Here is an 18,861-nt window from a genome sequence, read left to right on the forward strand (position 1 = left end):
CTCTTGACAGTCGATGAGTCTTTCATAGACGCTGATACGTATCACTGATACGTATCAACAGTGGGGGAACCATGCTCAGGATCGGCATCATCGGCACCGGCGGGATCGCCGGTGCGCACCTCGACGGCTATCGGCGTTTCGCCGACGAGTGCGAGGTCGTCGCCCTGTGCGACGCCGTGCCCGGCAGGGCCGCCGCGGTGCGCGACGACAACGGACTCACGTCCGCCCGGGCGTACGAGCGGGTCGAGGACCTCCTCGACGCCGAGGACCTCGACCTCGTCAGCATCACCACGCCACCGTCCACGCACGCCGAGCTGACCGTCGCCGCCCTGCGGGCCGGCGTCGACGTGCTCGTGGAGAAGCCGATGGCGCCGTCGCTCGAGGAGTGCGACGCCATGCTCGCCGCGGCCGCCGAGAACGACAGGCTCCTGTCCGTCGTGGCCCAGAACCGGTTCCGTGACGACATGGCGACCCTGAAGGAGGTGCTCGAGTCGGGCCTCGTCGGCCCCGTCGCGCACGCGCAGGTCAGCTCGGCCTGGTGGCGCGGGACCGAGTACTACGACCTGTGGTGGAGGGGGACGTGGGAGTCCGAGGGTGGTGGGTGCACCCTCAACCACGCCATCCACCACCTGGACCTCACGCTGTGGATGCTCGGCGCACCTCGCGCGGTGACCTCGGTGCTGACCAACGCCCAGCACGAGAACTCCGAGGTCGAGGACCTGTCGGTGGCCGTCCTGCAGTACGAACGAGCCGTCGCCGAGGTGACCAGCTCGGTGGTGCACCACGGGGAGGAGCAGGCGATCGTCGTCCACGGGCGGCACGCCCGGGTCTCCCAGCCGTGGAAGGTCGCGGCGGACGTCGCGGGCCCCAACGGCTTCCCTCTCCCTGGCGGTGACGTCGCGCGGGTCGCCGAGATCGAGGAGCTCGCGGCGTCGCACCGCCCGTTGGATCACGTGGGGCACGCCGGACAGGTCGGAGACATGCTCGGCGCGGTGCGCGACCGCCGTCGGCCGGCCGTGGACGGCACCGACGGACGCCGCGCCGTCGAGCTGGTGACCGCGATCTACCGGGCGGGGATCGAGCGGCGCACCGTGGACCTCCCCCTCGGTCCCGACGACCCGTACTACCGCGCGGGCACGCTCGTCGAGCGCGCCCCGCACTTCTTCGAGAAGACGGCGTCGGTGGCCGACCTGCCCGGCGGGATCACCGTCGGCGCCACCGCCACCGCCACCGACGACCGACGCGACACCACGGACGAGAGGAACGGATGACGATGATCAGCGGAGCGGCCTACGCGCCGGAACCGAGACCAGCACCGGTCGTGGGACCAGGGGACTTCGTCTTCGGTGCGGCGCGACTCGACCACGGGCACATCTACGGGATGTGCGAAGGGCTTGCCGCCGCCGGCGGGACGCTGAGATGGGTGTACGACCCGGACCCGGCGAAGGTCGAGGCGTTCCGGGCACGGTTCCCCGACGTGCGTGTCGCCCGCAGCGAGGACGAGGTGCTGGACGATGACGAGGTCCGTCTCGTCGCAGGTGCGGCGGTCACCTCGGAGCGGTGCGCGCTCGGCCTGCGGGTCATCGAGGCAGGCAAGGACTACTTCACCGACAAGGCGCCGCTGACCACCCTCGAGCAGCTCGAGGCGGCTCGTGAGGCGACCGCGAGGACGGGGCTCAAGTACGCCGTCTACTACTCCGAGCGGATCCACGTCGAGGCCGCCGTCCTGGCCGGGCAGCTCATCGACGCCGGCGCGATCGGCCGCGTGCTGCAGGTCATGGGACTCGGTCCGCACCGCCTGGGTACCGGCCGCCCGGACTGGTTCTTCGAGAAGGAGAAGTACGGCGGCATCCTGTGCGACATCGGCAGCCACAACTTCGAGCAGATGCTGCACTACGCCGGCGCCCAGGACGCCGAGGTCACGCACGCGGCCGTCGCCAACTACAACAACCCCGAGCACCCTGGTCTGGACGACTTCGGCGAGGCCGGCATCGTGATGGACAACGGCGCGACCGGGTACTGCCGGGTCGACTGGTTCACCCCCGACGGCCTGAGCACCTGGGGTGACGGACGCACGTTCGTCCTGGGTACGGAGGGCTATCTGGAGATGCGCAAGTACGTCGACGTCGGCACCGGCAGGGGTGGAGGCCATGTCTTCCTCGTCGACGGCGAGGGTGAGCACCATCTCGTCACGCAGGGGGACGTGGGCTATCCGTACTTCGGCCGGCTCATCGTCGACTGCCTCGAACGCACGGAGACGGCGATGACGCAGGAGCATGCGTTCAAGGCCGCCGAGCTGAGCGTCCGGGCGCAGCAGACGGCGAGGATCCTCACGCCGTAGTCACCGGGGCAGGCCACGGTGCGGACCTCAGCCTGCGGTGAGCGCCTCGTCGATCGCGCGGCCGAAGGCGTCGAGGTCGCCCGGGTTGCGAGAGGTGATGAGCCGCCACCCCTCGGCGTCGTCGACGACGACGGCCTCGTCGCGCCAGTCCGCCGCGCCGGCGTTGCGCAGGTCGGTGCGCAGGGACGGGTACGAGGTGAGGGTCTTGCCGGCCACCACCCCGGCCTCGACCAGCGCCCACGGACCGTGGCAGATCGCCGCGACCGGGCGTCCGGAGCCGGTGAAGGACCGCACGATGCGCGAGGAGGCGTCCTGCAGCCGCAGCGTGTCGGCGTTGAGGGTGCCGCCGGGGACCAGCAGCAGGTCGAACCCGGCGGGGTCGACGTCGTCGAGCGCGACGTCCACGGGGACGGAGCGGCCAGGATCCTTGTCACCCACGAGGGTGGCGACGTCGTCGGTGGTGGTCGCGGCGATCGTCACGACGGCCCCGCGGTCACGCAGGTGCTCGACCGGGACGACGAGCTCGTCCTGCTCGACGCCGTAGTTCGTCACGATGACCAGGACGGTGCGTCCGGCGAGGTCGGTGTCAGCCATGGTCGTTCCTTTCCGTCGGGGTCTTCCGTCGGGCCGCCCACGGTAGGCACGCCCCGGGCCCGACGCACGCCGGGCCCGGGGCGGGGCATCGCTCAGGTCCGGCGCCGGTGCCGTGCCGCACCCCACGCCCCGACGCCCCCGGCGACCGCCGACACCGCGACCAGCACCGCGGCCAGCGGACCCAGCGGGACCGACGGCGGCGCCACGGGAGCAGGCGAGGCGGCGAGCACCGTCGCCGTGGCCACCAGGGTCGGCGCGGGGTAGGCCCCCGACGGGTCGGTGTCGGCCCAGGCGTACCCGTCGCCCGAGGTGCACTCCTGGACCGCCGGGAACACGAAGGACTGGCCGGGGGTGCCCACCATCTCGACGTCCACGGTGAGCTCGGTGACCTCCCCGTCCGGGATCGGTTCGCCCTCCCAACGGACCTGGTCCGACGTGACCTCGGCGGACCAGCCGTCGGGCGCACCGGCGGCGAGGGCCTCGACGCCGTCCGGCAGGGTGATCCGGACGGCGTCCGTCGGCGAGCCGTCGCAGCCGTGGTCGAAGGTGAACGTGACCGCCGCCGTACCGTCGCCGTGAGGCTCGGCCCGGTCGACGATGACGTGCGCCGCGGCCGGGCCGGCGGGTGCCAGCATCACGGCCGCCACCACGGCGGCCCACGAGGCGCGGCGCAGGACCGGGCGGGCGGTGGCGCTCGTGACGCTCATGACGTCACCTCCACGGGGATCTCGACGATCGGGTTGGAGAACTTCGAGGTCCGCACGCTCAGCTCGAGGACCCACTCGCCCTCGAGCGGCAGGTCGACCGTGGCCTCGTACGTCCCGGGGCCGGCGCCGACCAGGGTCTGCTCCAGCGGCCCCACGGACGGCTGGGTGAGCCTGGCGGACAGCTCCGGGTCGGTGTCCAGCGCCCACGGTGCCCCGTCGGCGTCGAGGAGCTCCAGCTGCACGGAGTTGACGCCCACCCGACCCGGGGTCACCTGGGCGCGGAGAGTGCCGTCCTCGAGGTCCCGGGTGACCTCGGTGGGCGAAGCGGGCGCCGTCGAGTCCGCAGCGCCTGGCGGGGCGGCGGACGAGGGCTCGGGGGACAGGGACACCAGGAGAGCCGTCACGCCCAGGACGAGCCCGAGGAGCGCGGCCTCCGCCGTGACCATCCGGCGCAGCTGGCGTCTGACGGCGTCGTCCCCGCCGTGGCCCGCGCGGTCCCGGACGATGCCCGGGACGAGCCGGTAGTGGTTCCAGGTGGCGATCATGACGACGTACAGCACGATCACCGTCTTGGTCAGCAGCGCGACGCCGTACGACGTCGTCCACAGGGCGTCGAGCGTGCCGAGGACGCGCCAGGCGAGGAGGATGCCGGTCAGGGCGACGGCGACCAGGAGGGTGGCGCCCAGGGCCGAGAAGCGGGCGACCGTCCGCGCGGCACGGCGCGGGTCCACCTGGCTGGAGGGCATCAGGACGAGGGCCAGCCCCACGACGCCACCCAGCCACACCGCCCCGGCGAGCACGTGCAGCACGTCCGCGGAGACCACGAGCCACAGCGGCGTCGCGGTCCGCGTGTGCCCGACCAGTGCCAGGGCTCCCAGTGCCAGGGTCGCTCCGCCGAGCGAGACGCCGGCGGGCCAGAGAGCCCGCCGGTCACGCCCTGCCCGGGCGGCGAAGGCCGTCGCGAGGACCAGACCTGCGACGCCGATCAGGCCCGCGACCGCCGTGTCCGACGTCGCGGAGGCGGTCCACGTGCCGGCCGTGGCCAGGGCGTCCGTCCCCGCCCCGGCCTGCCACCCCTCGGTGGCCGGGGCGAGCACCACGGCCCCGACGACGGCGGCACCCAGCGCGACGTACCGCGTGCGTTGCAGGCGACGACGCAGCACGGGGGCCGCTCCCGGCGAGACGTGCAGCACGAGCAGCTCGAAGGCGACCAGCCCCGCGACGAGGAACGTCCCGGCGTAGACCGTCACCTGGGCGGCCGTGCGGACGCCGGCCAGGTCGAGCGCGGAGGCCCGCTCGCCCGGCGCGGGCCCGACCGGTTCGGCCGTCGCGCTGGGCTCGCCGACCGAGAAGGAGAACGCGCCGGCCACCGGGTGGGTGTCCAGCGAGATGACGCGCCAGCTCACGACGTACGTGCCGTCCTCGAGCTCGGCGCCGGGGGTGACGACGAGCGTGCTGTCGGTGGCCGCGACCTCCACGTCCACGGGCAGCCCGTCCGGGGACAGCAGCGTGGTGGCCTCGGGAACCGCCTGGACGGGCTCGTTGAAGTCGAGCGTCAGGCGTTCGGGCGGGGCGTCGAGCACGGCGCCGTCCCGAGGGTCGGTCTCCTCGAGGACGGCGTGCGCCGCGGCCGGGCCGCTCGCGAGGAACGCGAGCAGGATCCCGGCCGCGGCGCCCAGCACGACCGACCGCACCCGTCGTGACGAAGGGTGCATGATCGGCTCAGGCCTGGCGGGACCGGGTGCGCAGCAGCGCGACGAGCCCGAGCACGGCGCCGACCGCGCCGAGGCCGAGCGCGGTCCACGTCACCGCCGAGGTGCCGGACGAGTCGGTCGACGACGCCGACGCCGACGAATCCGTGGAGCTCGCCGTGTCGGCCCCGGTCGTCGAGGTGTCCGCTGTGTCCTCTGCCGTCTCGTCCCCGGCCTCGTCGTGCGCGTGGTCGGGCCCGTCCCCGGCTGTCACCTCGAAGGACGGCGCCGGCAGGTCGAGGTCGTGCGGGTCCTGACCGTCCTGAGCGACCTGGACCCAGGCGCTCTCGCCCTCGGTGCACGTCTGGACCGCGGGGAAGATCAGCTCGCCGGGCTCGTCCGGGAGCTTGACCGACAGCTCGAAGGCGTCGCGCAGGTCGGCGGGCAGCGGCGAGCCCGTCGTGTAGACGACCTCGGCGACCCGCTCGGTGCGCTGGCCGCCGTGACCGTCGTCCTGCGGCTCGTCGAGGTCCTCCATGACCTTCTCGACCTCCCAGCCCGCCTGGACCGACGGGGTCACCGTGGCGATCTCCTCGGGGATCTGGATGGCGACCTCGGTGGTGGGGGAGGTGCCGCAGCCGTGCGGGACGCCGAACGTCAGCAGGGCGTACGACCCGGCCGACGTCGTGTCGGGGGTGACGGAGACGTGGGCGGACGCAGCGCCCGCACCGGCCAGGACGAGGCCGGAGGCCAGGGTGAGTGCGCCGACGGCGCGGAGGTTCTTTCGCATGTCATGCCTTTCGCCAAGAGGGGTGCGCGCCGTACGAGGGCACGACGACGTGCCGCGGGCGCGCGGGAGCGGGACGCCGGGCCGGGCGTCCGAGGGATCTCAGGCGATGACAGGCGGGGCGCGCCCCTGGGCGGGGCTGTGGCGCCGGGAGCATGCCGGGACGGGCAGGTCCCGGACGGCACGCCGGGCCGCGCCGACCACCCCGAGGACGCGGTCGGTGGTGGGGATGCGGTGGGACCACCACCGCCACCACCGCCACAGCAGCGACTCGCCGTAGCGGAGCCCGAGCGCGATCACGACGTCGGCGAGGACGTGGGCAGCGAGCATCACCAGGGGCGCCGCGGGGTCGTCGTGCACATGCCCGTGGTGGTGTGCGGGGTGCGCGGTGAGGGCGGCGCCCTGCTCGAAGCCGACGTGCAGCAGGACCTGGCCGACGCCCAGCCCGGCGAGCATCCACGGCAGGCGGACCTCACGCCGGCAGAGGGGGCGGACGATCACGGCCGTCAGGGCGAGGGCCACCAGGAGAGGGACAGCCCCCGGGATGGAGCCTCCCGCCAGCACGTGGGCGCCGAGGGAGGGCAGCACGATCGCGGCGGCGAGGAGAAGTGCCCGCACCTCGCGCAGCAGTCCCGTGCCAGGCGATCTCACGGAGGCGATCCTAGCGGCGGCGCGTCGGCCGCGGCAGAGCCGTCGTGCCGGTCCACCGGTGCTGTGGACCGCGGTGCCCGAGCACGGCAGGATGGAGAGGCACCCGACGAGCGGAGAACTTGATGGGAACACCGAAGAAGACCCGCACGAAGCGCGGGGGCCCGCCCTCGCTGTTCAAGATGGTGATGTTCGCCCTCGTCGTGGCGGCCGTCACCAAGGAGCTGCAGAAGGACCCGGAGGACCGGGAGTGGCACGGCACCGTCGCCGGGTTCGTGCCGTACGAGTTCCGCGTCCCGACCCTCCAGCGCATCAAGGAGCGCGTGTGGGACCCCGCGGGGGAGCACTTCCTGAGCCCTCACGTGTTCGGGGTCGGCTGGACGGTCAACGTCGGTCGCATCGTCGCCGTCGTGCGGGAGAAGGTGACCGACTGACGCTCGGCCCGCTGACGCCCGGCCGCCGGGCGGAGCGGCCGTGCTGACGTTCCTCGCCGCGCTGCCGATCGCCGTGATCCTCGTGCTCATGGTGGCAGCGCGGTGGTCCGCCGCGGCCGCGGGCGCGACGGCTGCCGTCGGCACGCTGGCGCTGGCGCTGACGGTGTTCGGCTACGGCGGTCAGGAGTTCCCGTTCGGGCCGGTCGAGGGTGTCGTCGGGGTGCTGGTCCGGGCCGCCTGGGTGGCCCTGACGGTCATGCTGATCATCGGCCCGGCCCTCGGCATCCATCACCTGCAGCAGCGCACCGGTGCCACCTCGGCCCTGGAGGCCGGGCTCGCGCGCATCACCCCGGACCCGCGGGTCGCCGCGCTGCTCATCGTGTGGTTCTTCTGCCTGCTCATCGAGGGCGCGGCCGGGTTCGGCACGCCCGTGGCGCTCGCGGCACCCTTCCTGGTGGCGGCGGGCTTCCGGCCGGTGACCGCCGTCGTCGGCGCGATGGTCGGGCACGCCTCGGCCGTGCCGTTCGCCGCCGTCGGGACGCCCACGCTCGCGCAGCTCGCGATCGTGGACTACCCGGCGCGCGAGCTGGCCTGGGCCGTCGCGCCGTACACGGCGGTGGCGGGGCTCGTGCTGGCGTTCGTCGTCGCGCGGCTGGTCGGGACACTGGTGCCCACGGCAGGGCCGCCGTACGGGTGGATGGCCGTCGCGTACGTCGCGTTCTTCGCACCGAACCTGCTCATCGCCCGGTTCGTCGGTCCCGAGCTGCCGTCGCTGGTCGGGGCGATCGTCGGCGCGGGGGCCTTCGTGCTCGCGGTGAGGGCCGTCGTCCGACGCCGGTCGCCCGCACCCGCGGAGACCACCGCGCCCCCCGTCGAGGTGCCCGTGCGCGCGGCACCGACGATGAGCTTCCTCGCGGCGACCGCGCCCTACCTCGTGCTCGTGGTGCTGGTGCTGCTCACCCGCCTGGTGGTGCCGGTGCGCGAGGCGGCCCGGTCCGTGGTGTGGGAGTGGGAGGTCTTCGGCCACTTCTCCGAGAGCATCGAGCCCCTCTACCACCCGGGCCTGCTGCTGGCGCTGGCCTTCGTCGCCGGGGCCCTGTGGCAGCGCGCGGCCGTCGCCGACATGGGGCTGGCCTTCCGGCGCGCGACGCTCCAGGTGGTGCCCGTCTTCGTCGCCCTGCTGGCGATGGTGACCGTGGCGTTCACGATGTCCGAGGCGGGGATGACCACCCAGCTCGCGGTCGCGGCGGCCGGCGCCGGTGCGCTGTGGCCCGTGCTCTCGCCCTTCGTCGGCGCGCTCGGCACGTTCATGACCGGCTCGGCCACGGCGTCGAACATCCTGTTCACCGAGTTCCAGGACCAGACGGCGCTCGCGGCGGACCTGGACCCCGTGCCGCTGCTCGGCGCGCAGGGCGCGGGAGCCGCGATCGGCAACATCATCTGCCCGCACAACGTGGTCGCGGCCGCAGCGACCGTGGGGCTCGGCGGGCGCGAGGGTCAGGTGCTGCAGAAGGCGCTGCCCGTCGCGGCGGTCTGCCTCGTGCTCATCGGCGCGATGGCCTGGCTGATCGTCTGAGGCCGGTCGAGCCCGCGCGGCGAGACCCTACTCGTCGATCGCGAGAGGGGCGGAGGTCAGCGTCGGGCCGTCGGTGACGGTGAGCTCAGCGGTCACCACGGTGCCGGCGGACAGGTCCGGGGGCAGGGCGACCTGCATGTCGAGGACGCCGGACTCGGACGTGAGGACGGTGCCGTCGGCGATGGCCGGGGGCGGCCCGGCGGGCTCGCCGTCGGCGAGCAGGGCGAGCCCGGTCACGTCGAGCGGCTCCATCGTCTCGCCCTGGCCGTCGTCGCAGCCGGACAGCAGGTTCTCCCCGTGCAGGGTGACGAGGTCACCGGCCGAGGCCGAGTCGACGGCCCAGCGCAGCTCGGGCGCCGCGCAGGCGGCCGAGCCTCCGGCGTCCTCGGCCGCGCACCCCGTCAGGGGCATCGCGAGGAGGGCGGCCAGGGCGAGGAAGGCTCTGCGGCGTGTCATGTCTCGAGCGTAGGAGGTCGACGCCTCGGAATGGCAAACGTTTGCTGGTTCAGCAGTGCATGGCTCCTTGACCGTTGTGCAGCAGCCATGACAACGTTTGCCATCGACGACGGAGCGACACGGAGGACGACGATGGAGCACACCTGGCGCTGGTTCGGACCCCAGGACCCGATCACGCTGGCGGACGTCCGACAGACCGGCGCGACCGGCGTCGTCACCGCCCTGCACCACGTCCCCAACGGCGAGGTGTGGACCGTCGAGGAGATCACCGAGCGCCGCGAGATGATCGAGGCGGCGGGCCTGCGCTGGTCGGTGGTGGAGAGCATCCCCGTGCACGACGACGTCAAGCGCCGTGCGCCCGGGTACGAGCGGTGGCTCGAGACCTACGCGCAGAGCGTGCGCAACGTCGCCGCGTGCGGCATCGACGTCATCTGCTACAACTTCATGCCGGTGCTGGACTGGGTGCGCACCGACCTCGCCTACCCGCTGCCGGACGGGGCGCTGGCGCTGCGGTTCGACCAGGACGCCTTCGCCGCCTTCGACCTCTTCCTGCTGGAGCGCCCCGGCGCCGAGGGCGACTACTCCGACGCGGAGATCGAGCGGGCCCGCCGCCACCTGGACGCGATGACGCCGCCCGAGGTCGACCGGCTCGTCGCCACCGTCTCCGCGGGCCTGCCCGGGTCGGAGGAGACCTGGACCCTCGACGGGCTGCGCGCCGAGCTCGCGGCCTACGCCGAGGTGGACGACGCCGCGCTGCGGTCCGCGCTGGTCGAGTTCCTCGAGGCGATCGTCCCCGTGGCCGAGGAGTGCGGCGTGCGGCTCGGCATCCACCCGGACGACCCGCCGCGCCCCGTGCTCGGGCTGCCGCGGATCATGTCCACCGCGGCCGACGCGCGCTGGCTGCTCGACGCCGTGCCCAGCCCCACCAGCGGGCTGACCTTCTGCACCGGCTCCTTCGGCGTGCTGCCGGAGAACGACCTCGTCGCGATGGTCGACGAGCTCGCGCCGCGCATCCACTTCGCGCACCTGCGCTCCACCCGTCGCGAGTCCGACCCGCGCACCTTCCACGAGGCTGCGCACCTGGGCGGCGACGTCGACATGGTGGGCGTGATCGACGCCCTCGTGCGCGAGGAGCTGCGTCGCGAGGAGCACGGCGGGGCGCGGATCCCGATGCGCCCGGACCACGGGCACCTGCTGCTCGCCGAGCAGACCTCCGAGCGGGCCTCCGCCGTCCCTGGCTACTCGCTGGTCGGGCGGCTCAAGGGGCTGGCCGAGCTGCGCGGCGTCGAGCTGGCGGTGCGGCAGCGACGCTGACCGGCGCCGTCAGCCGGACCGTCGGGGCGCGCGGACCAGCGGCTCGACGCTCGCGTAGCCGTCGTCCAGGTCGGTGGGACCGCCGGCGTCCCAGGCCCGCGTGGCGCCCGGGTCGTCGGTCCAAGCCGTCCACCCCGGGTCGAGCGTCGTGACGAACCTCGACGCCGCACCGTGCACGTCGTCCGCCAGGCGCTGCGGCGGGTCGTCCCCGGCGAGCCGACGCACCCCGGGCGCGTCGAGGACGTCGAAGAAGAACGGCACGTCGAGGCAGTGCAGCGCGATGCCGTGCGTCGGCGAGGGCCAGGTGAACCGGTACGCCCAGGTCCGGGCGGGCCCCTGCGCAGCGTCACGAGCGCTGGCGACCTCCACCACCGTGCGCCGGAAGACCATGTCGGTGACGTACCTGCCCAGCAACCGGGCGGTGCCCTGCGCGCGGAGCCCGGCGTTCGCCGCGAGGTAGGCGCGGCGACGGGAGCGCGGCACCCTGAGCGCCGCCAGCGCGAGGGTCGGCGGCACCCACCGGAGTGCTCGAGCGGCACCGTCGAGCACCATCGAGAACTCGTCGTCGGCCGTGCCGAGCACGAGCGGCTTGTCCGCGCCCGCCCCGGCGCGGAGCGACGCGACCGTCGGGCGGAGCAGCAGCTCGCCGTCGACGACGGGCCCGAGCGTCGCGCCGTGCGTCAGCTGGTCGACGGCGGCGGTGAGGCGCCCGCGTCCTGGAGGCCTGGTCGCGTCCTGCTGCAGCGCGAGCAGGCGTCCCTCGGGCACGCGTCGGAACCCGTCGACCGTGGCGTCGACGCCGGCAGCGCTCGCCAGGCGTCGCGCCACCTGGCGGGCACGGATCTCGGGAACGTCCCCGAGCGCGCCGGACAGGCACCACACGGCACGGAACAGGTGATGGGCGGCGGGCATCCCCAGCAGGGTGAGCACCGCCCCGCCGCCGGCCGACTGCCCGGCGATCGTCACCCGGTCCGGGTCGCCGCCGAACGCCGTGATGTTCTCCTGGACCCACTCCAGCGCGAGGAGCCAGTCCCGCACGCCCCGGTTCGACGGTGCGCCGTCGACCCACCCGAAGCCGTCGAAGCCCAGCCGGTACGACAGGGTGACGGTGACGACGCCGTCGCGCGCGAACGCCGCGCCGTCGTACCAGGGGCTCGCGGGCGACCCGGAGGTGTAGCCACCGCCGTGGACGTAGACGAGGACGGGAAGCCGGGCGGTGCTGACAGGTGCGGGAGTGAAGACGTTGACGTTCAGCGTCGCGTCGCCCGGGACGGACGGCTCCGGGATGAGGGTGATGCCGGCGTCGCCCCGCTGCGGCGTCGGGCCGAAGGTACCGGTGTCGCGGACGCCGTCCCACCGTGCGTGCGGCACGGGTGCGGCGAAGCGGCGATCGCCCGTGGGGGGTTCGGCATAGGGGATACCGAGGAACACCGCCGCCGACGGCGACGCGGCCGACGCCTCGCTCCAGGTGCCTCGCGCCCGGCCGGCACGAGTGCGGACCTCGGGGCGGTTGCCCTGCATCTCCGCCCACCTCCTCGGCCCGGTAGGGCAAGGGTGCACCGCGCCCTGGAGGGTCGCAACGGCGCCTGGTGCTGACCGGCGGGCACGGTTGCGCGAGGATGGCTGGCGATGAGCACCGAGATCACGCCGGGTGGCCCGGACCGGACGGCCCGCCGAGCGCGGGCCGCCGTCGCCGCGCTCTTCCTGACGAACGGCGCTCTCTTCGCCAACCTGCTGCCCCGCTACCCGGAGATCAAGGCCTCCCTCGAGCTCAGCAACACGGTCTACGGTCTCGCGGTCGTCGCCTTCCCCGCGGGCGCGATGATCTCGGGGTTCGCCACCGGTGCCGCCGTCCGCCGGTTCGGGTCGGCGCGGATCGCCGCCGTCGGCACGGTCCTGACCTCTGTGGGGGTGCTGTGCGCGGGCGCCGCCCCGGTGCTGTGGGTCTTCGTCGCCGCGCTGCTGTTCGCCGGAGCGTCGGACGCCTTCACCGACGTCGGGCAGAACGCCCACGGGCTGCGGGTCCAGCGCCGCTACGGGCGATCGATCTTCAACTCCTTCCACGCCCTGTGGTCCGTCGGCAGCGTCGTGGGCGGGGCGATGTCTGCCGGTGCGATCGCCCTCGAGGTCCCGCTCGGGGTGCACCTGGCCGTCTCGGGCACGCTGTTCTCCGCGGTGGCGCTCGTCGCGCTGCGCTTCTGTCTGCCCGGCTCCGACGGCGAGGAGCGCGCCGCGGCCCACGCTGCGGCGCCACCGGCCGGTGTCGCGTCGTCGACGGTCGGGGGTCGCCGACCGAGCGGCCGGACGGTGTTCCTGCTGGTGGCGTTCGTCGTGGTCGCGATCTCCGGGACCGTGGTGGAGGAGGCCACGAACTCCTGGGCGGCCGTCTACCTGTCCGGGTCGCTGGACACCTCGGGCGCCGTGGCCGCCACCGCGTTCATCGCGTTCATGGCCGCCGAGTTCGTCGGACGGGCCACCGGTGACCGGTTCGTCGACCGGTTCGGCCAGCGGGCCGTCGCCCGTGCCGGTGGGCTGCTGGTGGCGGCGGCGATGGGCCTGGCGCTCGCCTTCCCGTCCGTGCCGGGCACCGTCGCCGGGTTCGCCGTCGCCGGCTTCGGGGTCGCGACGGTGATCCCCGCCGCGATGCACGCGGCCGACGAGCTGCCGGGCCTGCGCCCCGGCACCGGGTTGATGGTCGTCACGTGGCTGATGCGCCTCGGGTTCCTCCTGACGCCGCCGGTCGTCGGGCTGGTCTCCGACGGGAGCAGCCTGCGCGTCGGCCTGCTGGTCGTTCCCCTGGCCGGGGTGGCGATCGTCCTGGCCGGAGTGCTCCTGCAAGGCCGCCGCACGACCCCGAGGATCGACCTATGACCCACCTGCCGTTCGCCGAGCTGCACCTGCACCTCGAGGGGACGCTGGAGCCGGAGCTCGTGATGGAGCTCGCCCGGCGCAACGACGTGACCCTCCCGTACCGCGACGTCGAGGAGCTGCGGGCGGCCTACGCGTTCCGTGACCTGCAGTCGTTCCTGGACCTCTACTACGCGAACATGGCCGTGCTGCGGACCCGGCAGGACTTCGCCGACATGACCGCCGCCTACCTCGCCCGCGCGGCGACGGCAGGGGTGCGGCACGCGGAGATCATGTTCGACCCCCAGGCGCACCTGGTCCGCGGCGTCCCGCTGGAGGTGGTCGTCGAGGGGATCGCCTCGGTGCTCGCCACCAGCGAGGACGACCACGGGGTCTCCACGCTGCTCATCGCGGCGTTCCTGCGGGACCGACCGGAGGACGAGGCGCTCGACGTGCTCGACCGGTTGCTGGCCCGGGGGGCCCCGATCGCCGGGATCGGGCTGGACTCCGCGGAGGTGGGCAACCCGCCGGCGAGGTTCGCCCGCCTCTTCGCCCGCGCGCGGGAGGCCGGGCTGCACCTCGTGGCGCACGCGGGGGAGGAGGGACCGGCGTCGTACGTCACGGACGCGCTCGACGTGCTGGGGGTGGAACGCATCGACCACGGCATCCGCTCGCTGGACGACGACGCGCTCGTGGCCCGGCTGGTCGCCGAGCAGGTGCCGATGACGGTGTGCCCGCTGTCGAACGTCGCCCTGCGGGCGGTCGACACGCTCGCCGACCACCCGGTCGTGGAGATGCTGGAGCGTGGGCTGAACGTCTCGGTGCACTCCGACGACCCCGCGTACTTCGGCGGCTACCTCGACGACAACCTCGACGCGCTCGGCTCCTCGCTCGGGCTCACGCGCGAGCAGCGGATCCGGCTCGCGGAGAACTCCGTGCGGTCGTCGTTCCTGCCCGCCGACCGGCGTGAGGAGCTGCTCGCGCAGATCGCCGCGGCGTCGGCCTGACCGCCGTCCGGCTCAGCGCCCGAACAGCCGGGCGAGGAACCCTCCGCTCGGTGCGTCGTCGTGCCCGCTGCACCACTGCGCGGCGGGGACGTGGCGGCGCACCTCCTCGACGTGCTGCCCGCAGCCGCTCCAGGTCGTCTTGCTGCAGGTCCGGCAGGTGGTGGGGTGACACATGGTGCTGCTCCTTCGTCAGGCGAGGGTGAGGAAGAGCTTCTCGAGCTCGGCGGCCGTCAGGCCGTCCTCGGTGGTCTGGTCGGGGTCGGACAGGCAGTCCTGCATCGCGGTGGAGATGACGGCGTAGCCGGCGCGGTCGAGGGCGCTGGAGACGGCCGAGAGCTGGGTGACGACGTCGCGGCAGGGCTTGCCGTCCTCGACGGCGGTGATGAGGGCGTCGAGCTGGCCGCGGGCACGCTTCAGCCGGTTGGCGATCTTGCGCTGGGCCGCGGGGTCCGGGGTGGCCATGGGGGGTCCTTCCTGAGGGTTCAGCCGGCGAGCGCCGGGTCGTGGGTCGTGAGCAGCTCGTCGGCGACGGGGCCGAGCCCGGCGCGCAGGGTGAGCATCCCGCCGGAGAGGGACGCGGAGTCGAAGCCCGCCTGGGCCAGGACGCGGTGTGCGATGTGCGACCGGACGCCCGAGCCGCACAGGGCGCGGACCGGTCGACCGGCGGCGGCCCCCCGGACCTCGGCGAGTCGCCCGCGCAGCTCGGTGTGCGGGACGTTCACGGACCCGGGGACGTGGCCGGTGGCGAACTCGGCTCGGCTACGGACGTCCAGCACGAGGGCCTGGGCCCGCAGGCTGTCGAGCTCCTCGGCGTGCCAGATCCGCAGCGTGCCGTCGAGCACGTTGCTCGCGGCCATCCCGGCGAGGTTGACCGGGTCCTTGGCGGCCCCGTACGGCGGGGCGTAGGCGAGGTCCAGGTCGATGAGGTCGCCCACCTCCATCCCGGCACGGATCGCGGTCGCGAGCACGTCGATGCGCTTGTCGACCCCGGCGCGGCCGACGGCCTGCGCGCCGAGGAGGAGGCCGTCGTCGGCCCGGAAGTGGATCACGAGGTGGATCTGCTCGGCACCGGGGAACCAGCCCGCGTGGTGGCTCGGGTGCAGGTGCAGGGTGTGGAAGGCGATGCCCCCGGCGCGCAGCGCGGCACGGTTCGCGCCCGTGGTCGCGGCGGTGAGCTCACCGACGCGCACGACGGCGGTACCGACGGTCGCCGGGACGGGACGCGCCGAGCCGGGGCGCAGGATGTCGTCGGCGACGAGGCGGCCGGCGCGGTTGGCAGGCCCGGCCAGCGCGACCGGCCGGCGTGCGCCGGTGACGGCGTCGGTGCTGATGGTCGCGTCCCCGACCGCCCAGACACCGTCGGCGCTCGTGCGCCCGTGCGCGTCGACGACGATCGCGCCGCGCTCGGTCTCGATCCCGGCCGCGGCGAAGACCTCGGTGTCAGGGCGCACCCCGACGGACAGCACCACGAGGTCGGCGGGCAGCCGGGACCCGTCGGCGAGGACCACGACGTCGTCCGTGTCCCCTGCCTCGACCGCGGTGGCGGCGACGCCCGTGCGCACGGTGACACCGAGCCGTTCGAGCTCGGCGGTGACCAGGGCCGCCACCTCGCGCTCCAGCGGGGGGAGCACGTGGTCGGCGAGCTCCACGACGGTCACCGCCAAGCCTTGCCGGGCCAGCGCCTCGGCGGCCTCCAGCCCGATGAACCCGGCGCCGAGCACGACGGCGTGACCGGCGCCGTCGTCGACCCGCTGCCGCAGCGCCGTCGCGTCGGCGACCGTGCGCAGGGTGCGCGCGCGGGGAGAGTCGAGGCCGGGGATCGGCGGCCGGACGGCCCGGGCACCGGGGGAGAGGACGAGGGCGTCGTAGCCGACGGTCTCGGTGGCCGCCGCCGACCGGACGGTGAGGGTCTGCGCGGCGGTGTCGAGGCCGATGACCTCGTGCCCGGTCCGCACGTCGAGGTCCAGGGCGGCGCGCAGGGACTCGGGAGTCTGGACGAGGAGGTCGTCGGCTTCTTCGATCTCCCCGCCGAGGTGGTACGGCAGCCCGCACCCGGCGAACGACACGTGCTCACCCCGGTCGAGGACGATGATCTCGGCGCTCTCGTCGAGCCGCCGTGCCCGGGCGGCGGCGCTCATGCCGCCGCCGACCCCACCCACGATGACGATTCTCATGCGGCCGACGCTAATACCCCCGGGGGTATTTGTCGAACCGCGTGGTCAGGCCCCGGTGCGCACCACCATCTTGCCGACGTTGCCGCCCCGCATCATGTCCAGGAAGGCCTGCGGGGTGTTCTCGATGCCGTCGACGACGGTCTCGTCGTAGGCGATCTCGCCCGCGGCGAACCAGCCGGTCATCAGCTCGCGGAACCGCTCGGCGTGGTCCATGTAGCTCGGCAGCGTGAAGCCCTTGAGCATCAGGCCGCGGGTCACCGCGTTGGCGAGGTTGTCCGGCCCGGGCGTGCGCTCGGTGTCGTTGTACTGGGAGATCGCCCCGCACAGGGCGATGCGCCCGCCGGTGTTCATGCGGTCCAGCGCGGCCTCCAGGTGGTCGCCACCCACGTTGTCGAAGAACACGTCGACGCCGTCGGGGGTGACCTCGCGGAGCTGGCGGCGCACGGGAGCGTCCTTGTAGTTGAACGCGGCGTCGTACCCGTACCGGTCGGTGAGCAGCGCGACCTTCTCGGCCGACCCGGCGGACCCGACGACGCGCCCCGCCCCGAGCAGGCGGGCGATCTGTCCGGTGGCGGTACCGACGGCACCGGCCGCGCCGGAGACGAACACCGTGTCGCCCTCGTGGAGGTCGGCGACGGCGGTCAGCCCGACGTAGGCGGTCAGGCCGGTCAGCCCGAAGATGCCGAGGTAGAGGGACAGGGGAGCCCCGGGGATCTCCGGCACGACCTGGAAGCCACGGGCGTCCTCCTGGGCGACGTCGCGCCAGCCGTGCTGGTGCAGGACCGCCGCGCCCACCGGGACGTCGTCGGACGCGGACTCGACGACGCGGCCGACGGCGCCGCCGGTCATGGTCTCGCCGAGCGCGAAGGGCGGCACATAGCTCTTGACGTCGTTCATGCGGCCGCGCATGTACGGGTCGACCGAGACGAACTCGTTGACGACGCGGACCTGACCGGGTGCGAGGTCGCCGTAGGTGACCTCGACGGTGCGGAACGTGTCCTCGGTGGGCCAGCCGGTGGGGCGTTCGGCGAGCTGGACCTGGGTGGAGACGACGTCGGACATGAAGGGACCTGCCTTGGTTCGGTGCGGGATCTGGATCGGTGGAGCGAGGTTCAGACGAAGAGCCCGACGACGAGGACGACGACGGCGAGCAGCGGCACGACGCCCTGCTTCAGCGCCGCGCCGCGCTTGTCGGGCGACGAGGCGAACAGCACGAGGGCGGCGGCGACCATCGAGCCGGTACCGGCGAGGGCGAGGGCGGTGCCCGCTGCGGCGAGCGCCGAGCCGGCGGTGCCGGCTGCGGTCAGGACGATGCCGATGGCCGCGACGATCGCGAGAAAGAGGTTGTAGAAGCCCTGGTTGAACGCCATCTCGCGCGTCGACTCGGCCTCCTGCTCGGTGGTGCCGAAGACGGCGCGGGCGCGCGTGGTCCAGACGACCGACTCCAGCCAGAAGATGTAGACGTGGAGCGCGGCGGCCAGGCCGGCGAGGACGAGTCCGGTGGCGATCACGGGGGCTCCAAGTGGTGGTGCGGCGTATTGCAACGGTCGTTGCACAACCTATACTGGAACGACCGTTGCAACAACTGGGGGCAGGCATGGGCAGGACGCGGACCTTCGAGGCCGACCGTGTGGTGCGGGCGGCACTCGGCGTGTTTTGGCGCTCCGGCTACGAGGGTGCCTCCGTGCCCGCCCTGGAGGCGGCGACCGGGCTGAACCGGTCGAGCATCTATCACTCGTTCGGGTCCAAGCGGGGGCTCTTCGACGCCGCCGTCCAGACCTACCTCGACGACGTCGTCCGGCCCCGGCTCCGCCCGCTGCTCGCCGAACCGGTCTCGCCCGACGCCGTCGTCGACTACCTCGCCGGGCTGCGCGACGCGCTCGCGCGCACCGGCGAGATCCAGGCCGACAGCGGGTGCCTGCTCGTCAACACTTCGGTGGCGCCGATCGCCCGGGACGAGGCCGTGCGCCAGACGGTTGCGGACTACCGGGCCGAGCTGCGCGCGGCGCTCGGCCGCGGCGTCGACGCCCGGTTCTCCGGTCGTGCGCAGGCGGAGCGGGACCAGTTGGCGGACCTGTGCACGTCGCTGGTGGTCAGCGCCTTCGCGCTGGTGCGCGTCGACCCGCCCAGTGCCGTGGGATCGCTCGACAGCGCACTGGTGCTGCTCAAGGGCTGAGTGAGAGCCGCCAGCGACTCTGTTCATCAGGAATGCGCGCCTGGATCCTGACGAACAGAGACGCTCGCATCTGTTGTCTCGTTGCGCTATCGATGCGGATCGAACTAGG

20 protein-coding genes are annotated in these 18,861 nt (G+C 73.6%); 8 read left to right on the plus strand and 12 right to left on the minus strand.

All coding sequences use genetic code 11. The annotated features are described in order from the left end of the window. Nucleotides 1-71 precede the first annotated feature (71 nt). Together HDG69_RS00485 and HDG69_RS00490 are read left to right on the plus strand one after the other, a co-directional pair. Nucleotides 72-1,271, plus strand: coding sequence for a Gfo/Idh/MocA family protein (locus HDG69_RS00485; RefSeq protein ID WP_171781831.1), 1,200 nt, complete (start codon nucleotides 72-74; stop codon nucleotides 1,269-1,271). After that, nucleotides 1,268-2,341, plus strand: a complete 1,074-nt coding sequence (locus tag HDG69_RS00490) for a Gfo/Idh/MocA family protein (protein ID WP_171781832.1) — start codon at nucleotides 1,268-1,270, stop codon at nucleotides 2,339-2,341. The genes HDG69_RS00485 and HDG69_RS00490 overlap by 4 nt, the downstream gene beginning before the upstream one ends. Nucleotides 2,342-2,368: 27 nt before the next feature. Here HDG69_RS00490 and HDG69_RS00495 read toward each other — a convergent pair whose 3' ends face one another. From HDG69_RS00495 to HDG69_RS00515, 5 genes are all read right to left on the minus strand, one after another. After that, nucleotides 2,369-2,935 (minus strand): DJ-1/PfpI/YhbO family deglycase/protease, encoded by a 567-nt coding sequence (locus tag HDG69_RS00495; protein ID WP_171781833.1) that lies wholly within the window; start codon nucleotides 2,933-2,935, stop codon nucleotides 2,369-2,371. A 92-nt stretch (nucleotides 2,936-3,027) separates the two neighbouring features. Continuing rightward, entirely contained in the window at nucleotides 3,028-3,642 is a 615-nt protein-coding gene (locus tag HDG69_RS00500; RefSeq protein WP_171781834.1) for a DUF1775 domain-containing protein, read from the minus strand. Further along, nucleotides 3,639-5,357, minus strand: a complete 1,719-nt coding sequence (locus tag HDG69_RS00505; RefSeq protein WP_171781835.1) for a copper resistance CopC/CopD family protein — start codon at nucleotides 5,355-5,357, stop codon at nucleotides 3,639-3,641. Before HDG69_RS00505 ends, HDG69_RS00500 begins: the two co-directional genes overlap by 4 nt. 7 nt (nucleotides 5,358-5,364) lie before the next feature. Further along, a complete protein-coding gene (locus tag HDG69_RS00510; RefSeq protein ID WP_171781836.1) occupies nucleotides 5,365-6,123 on the minus strand; it encodes a YcnI family copper-binding membrane protein in 759 nt (252 codons plus the stop codon). Between the two features lie 99 nt (nucleotides 6,124-6,222). After that, complete coding sequence (locus HDG69_RS00515) at nucleotides 6,223-6,771, minus strand: hypothetical protein (protein WP_171781837.1); 549 nt, start codon at nucleotides 6,769-6,771, stop codon at nucleotides 6,223-6,225. A gap of 122 nt (nucleotides 6,772-6,893) precedes the next feature. On the opposite strand from HDG69_RS00515, the gene HDG69_RS00520 reads away from it, so the two are divergent. Together HDG69_RS00520 and HDG69_RS00525 are read left to right on the plus strand one after the other, a co-directional pair. After that, entirely contained in the window at nucleotides 6,894-7,202 is a 309-nt protein-coding gene (locus tag HDG69_RS00520; protein WP_171781838.1) for a DUF5808 domain-containing protein, read from the plus strand. Between the two features lie 40 nt (nucleotides 7,203-7,242). Next, nucleotides 7,243-8,778, plus strand: coding sequence for an L-lactate permease (locus HDG69_RS00525; protein ID WP_216645125.1), 1,536 nt, complete (start codon nucleotides 7,243-7,245; stop codon nucleotides 8,776-8,778). Between the two features lie 27 nt (nucleotides 8,779-8,805). Here HDG69_RS00525 and HDG69_RS00530 read toward each other — a convergent pair whose 3' ends face one another. Then, the gene (locus HDG69_RS00530) at nucleotides 8,806-9,234 is read right to left on the minus strand and encodes a hypothetical protein (protein ID WP_171781839.1); all 429 of its coding nucleotides are present in this window, start codon (nucleotides 9,232-9,234) and stop codon (nucleotides 8,806-8,808) included. 87 nt (nucleotides 9,235-9,321) lie between these two features. On the opposite strand from HDG69_RS00530, the gene uxuA reads away from it, so the two are divergent. Further along, nucleotides 9,322-10,548, plus strand: coding sequence for a mannonate dehydratase (uxuA, locus tag HDG69_RS00535; protein WP_246255936.1), 1,227 nt, complete (start codon nucleotides 9,322-9,324; stop codon nucleotides 10,546-10,548). 9 nt (nucleotides 10,549-10,557) lie between these two features. Here uxuA and HDG69_RS00540 read toward each other — a convergent pair whose 3' ends face one another. Beyond that, nucleotides 10,558-12,069 carry a carboxylesterase/lipase family protein gene (locus HDG69_RS00540; protein ID WP_171781840.1) on the minus strand — a complete coding sequence of 504 codons (1,512 nt, stop codon included), beginning with the start codon at nucleotides 12,067-12,069 and terminating at the stop codon, nucleotides 10,558-10,560. 108 nt (nucleotides 12,070-12,177) lie between these two features. On the opposite strand from HDG69_RS00540, the gene HDG69_RS00545 reads away from it, so the two are divergent. Beyond that, nucleotides 12,178-13,419 carry an MFS transporter gene (locus HDG69_RS00545; RefSeq protein WP_171781841.1) on the plus strand — a complete coding sequence of 414 codons (1,242 nt, stop codon included), beginning with the start codon at nucleotides 12,178-12,180 and terminating at the stop codon, nucleotides 13,417-13,419. Beyond that, nucleotides 13,416-14,402: an adenosine deaminase gene (locus HDG69_RS00550; protein WP_171781842.1), complete on the plus strand. Its 987-nt coding sequence runs from the start codon at nucleotides 13,416-13,418 to the stop codon at nucleotides 14,400-14,402. Before HDG69_RS00545 ends, HDG69_RS00550 begins: the two co-directional genes overlap by 4 nt. A gap of 12 nt (nucleotides 14,403-14,414) precedes the next feature. On the opposite strand, the gene HDG69_RS00555 is transcribed toward HDG69_RS00550, so the two are convergent. The 5 genes from HDG69_RS00555 to HDG69_RS00575 are packed head-to-tail and all read right to left on the minus strand — an operon-like array spanning nucleotide 14,415 to nucleotide 18,087. Continuing rightward, entirely contained in the window at nucleotides 14,415-14,576 is a 162-nt protein-coding gene (locus HDG69_RS00555) for a hypothetical protein (protein ID WP_171781843.1), read from the minus strand. Nucleotides 14,577-14,591: 15 nt separating this feature from the next. Beyond that, complete coding sequence (locus HDG69_RS00560; protein WP_171781844.1) at nucleotides 14,592-14,864, minus strand: metal-sensitive transcriptional regulator; 273 nt, start codon at nucleotides 14,862-14,864, stop codon at nucleotides 14,592-14,594. A gap of 20 nt (nucleotides 14,865-14,884) precedes the next feature. Further along, the gene (locus tag HDG69_RS00565; RefSeq protein ID WP_171781845.1) at nucleotides 14,885-16,576 is read right to left on the minus strand and encodes an FAD-dependent oxidoreductase; all 1,692 of its coding nucleotides are present in this window, start codon (nucleotides 16,574-16,576) and stop codon (nucleotides 14,885-14,887) included. 45 nt (nucleotides 16,577-16,621) lie between these two features. Then, complete coding sequence (locus HDG69_RS00570; protein ID WP_171781846.1) at nucleotides 16,622-17,638, minus strand: NADP-dependent oxidoreductase; 1,017 nt, start codon at nucleotides 17,636-17,638, stop codon at nucleotides 16,622-16,624. A gap of 50 nt (nucleotides 17,639-17,688) precedes the next feature. Then, complete coding sequence (locus tag HDG69_RS00575; protein WP_171781847.1) at nucleotides 17,689-18,087, minus strand: DUF1304 family protein; 399 nt, start codon at nucleotides 18,085-18,087, stop codon at nucleotides 17,689-17,691. Between the two features lie 86 nt (nucleotides 18,088-18,173). Here HDG69_RS00575 and HDG69_RS00580 point away from each other — a divergent pair, with 86 nt between their 5' ends. Further along, a complete protein-coding gene (locus tag HDG69_RS00580) occupies nucleotides 18,174-18,752 on the plus strand; it encodes a TetR/AcrR family transcriptional regulator (RefSeq protein WP_171781848.1) in 579 nt (192 codons plus the stop codon). Nucleotides 18,753-18,861: the final 109 nt, after the last annotated feature.

The sequence above is a fragment of the Isoptericola halotolerans genome, from assembly GCF_013149785.1.
In the GTDB taxonomy this organism is placed as follows: domain Bacteria; phylum Actinomycetota; class Actinomycetes; order Actinomycetales; family Cellulomonadaceae; genus Isoptericola; species Isoptericola halotolerans.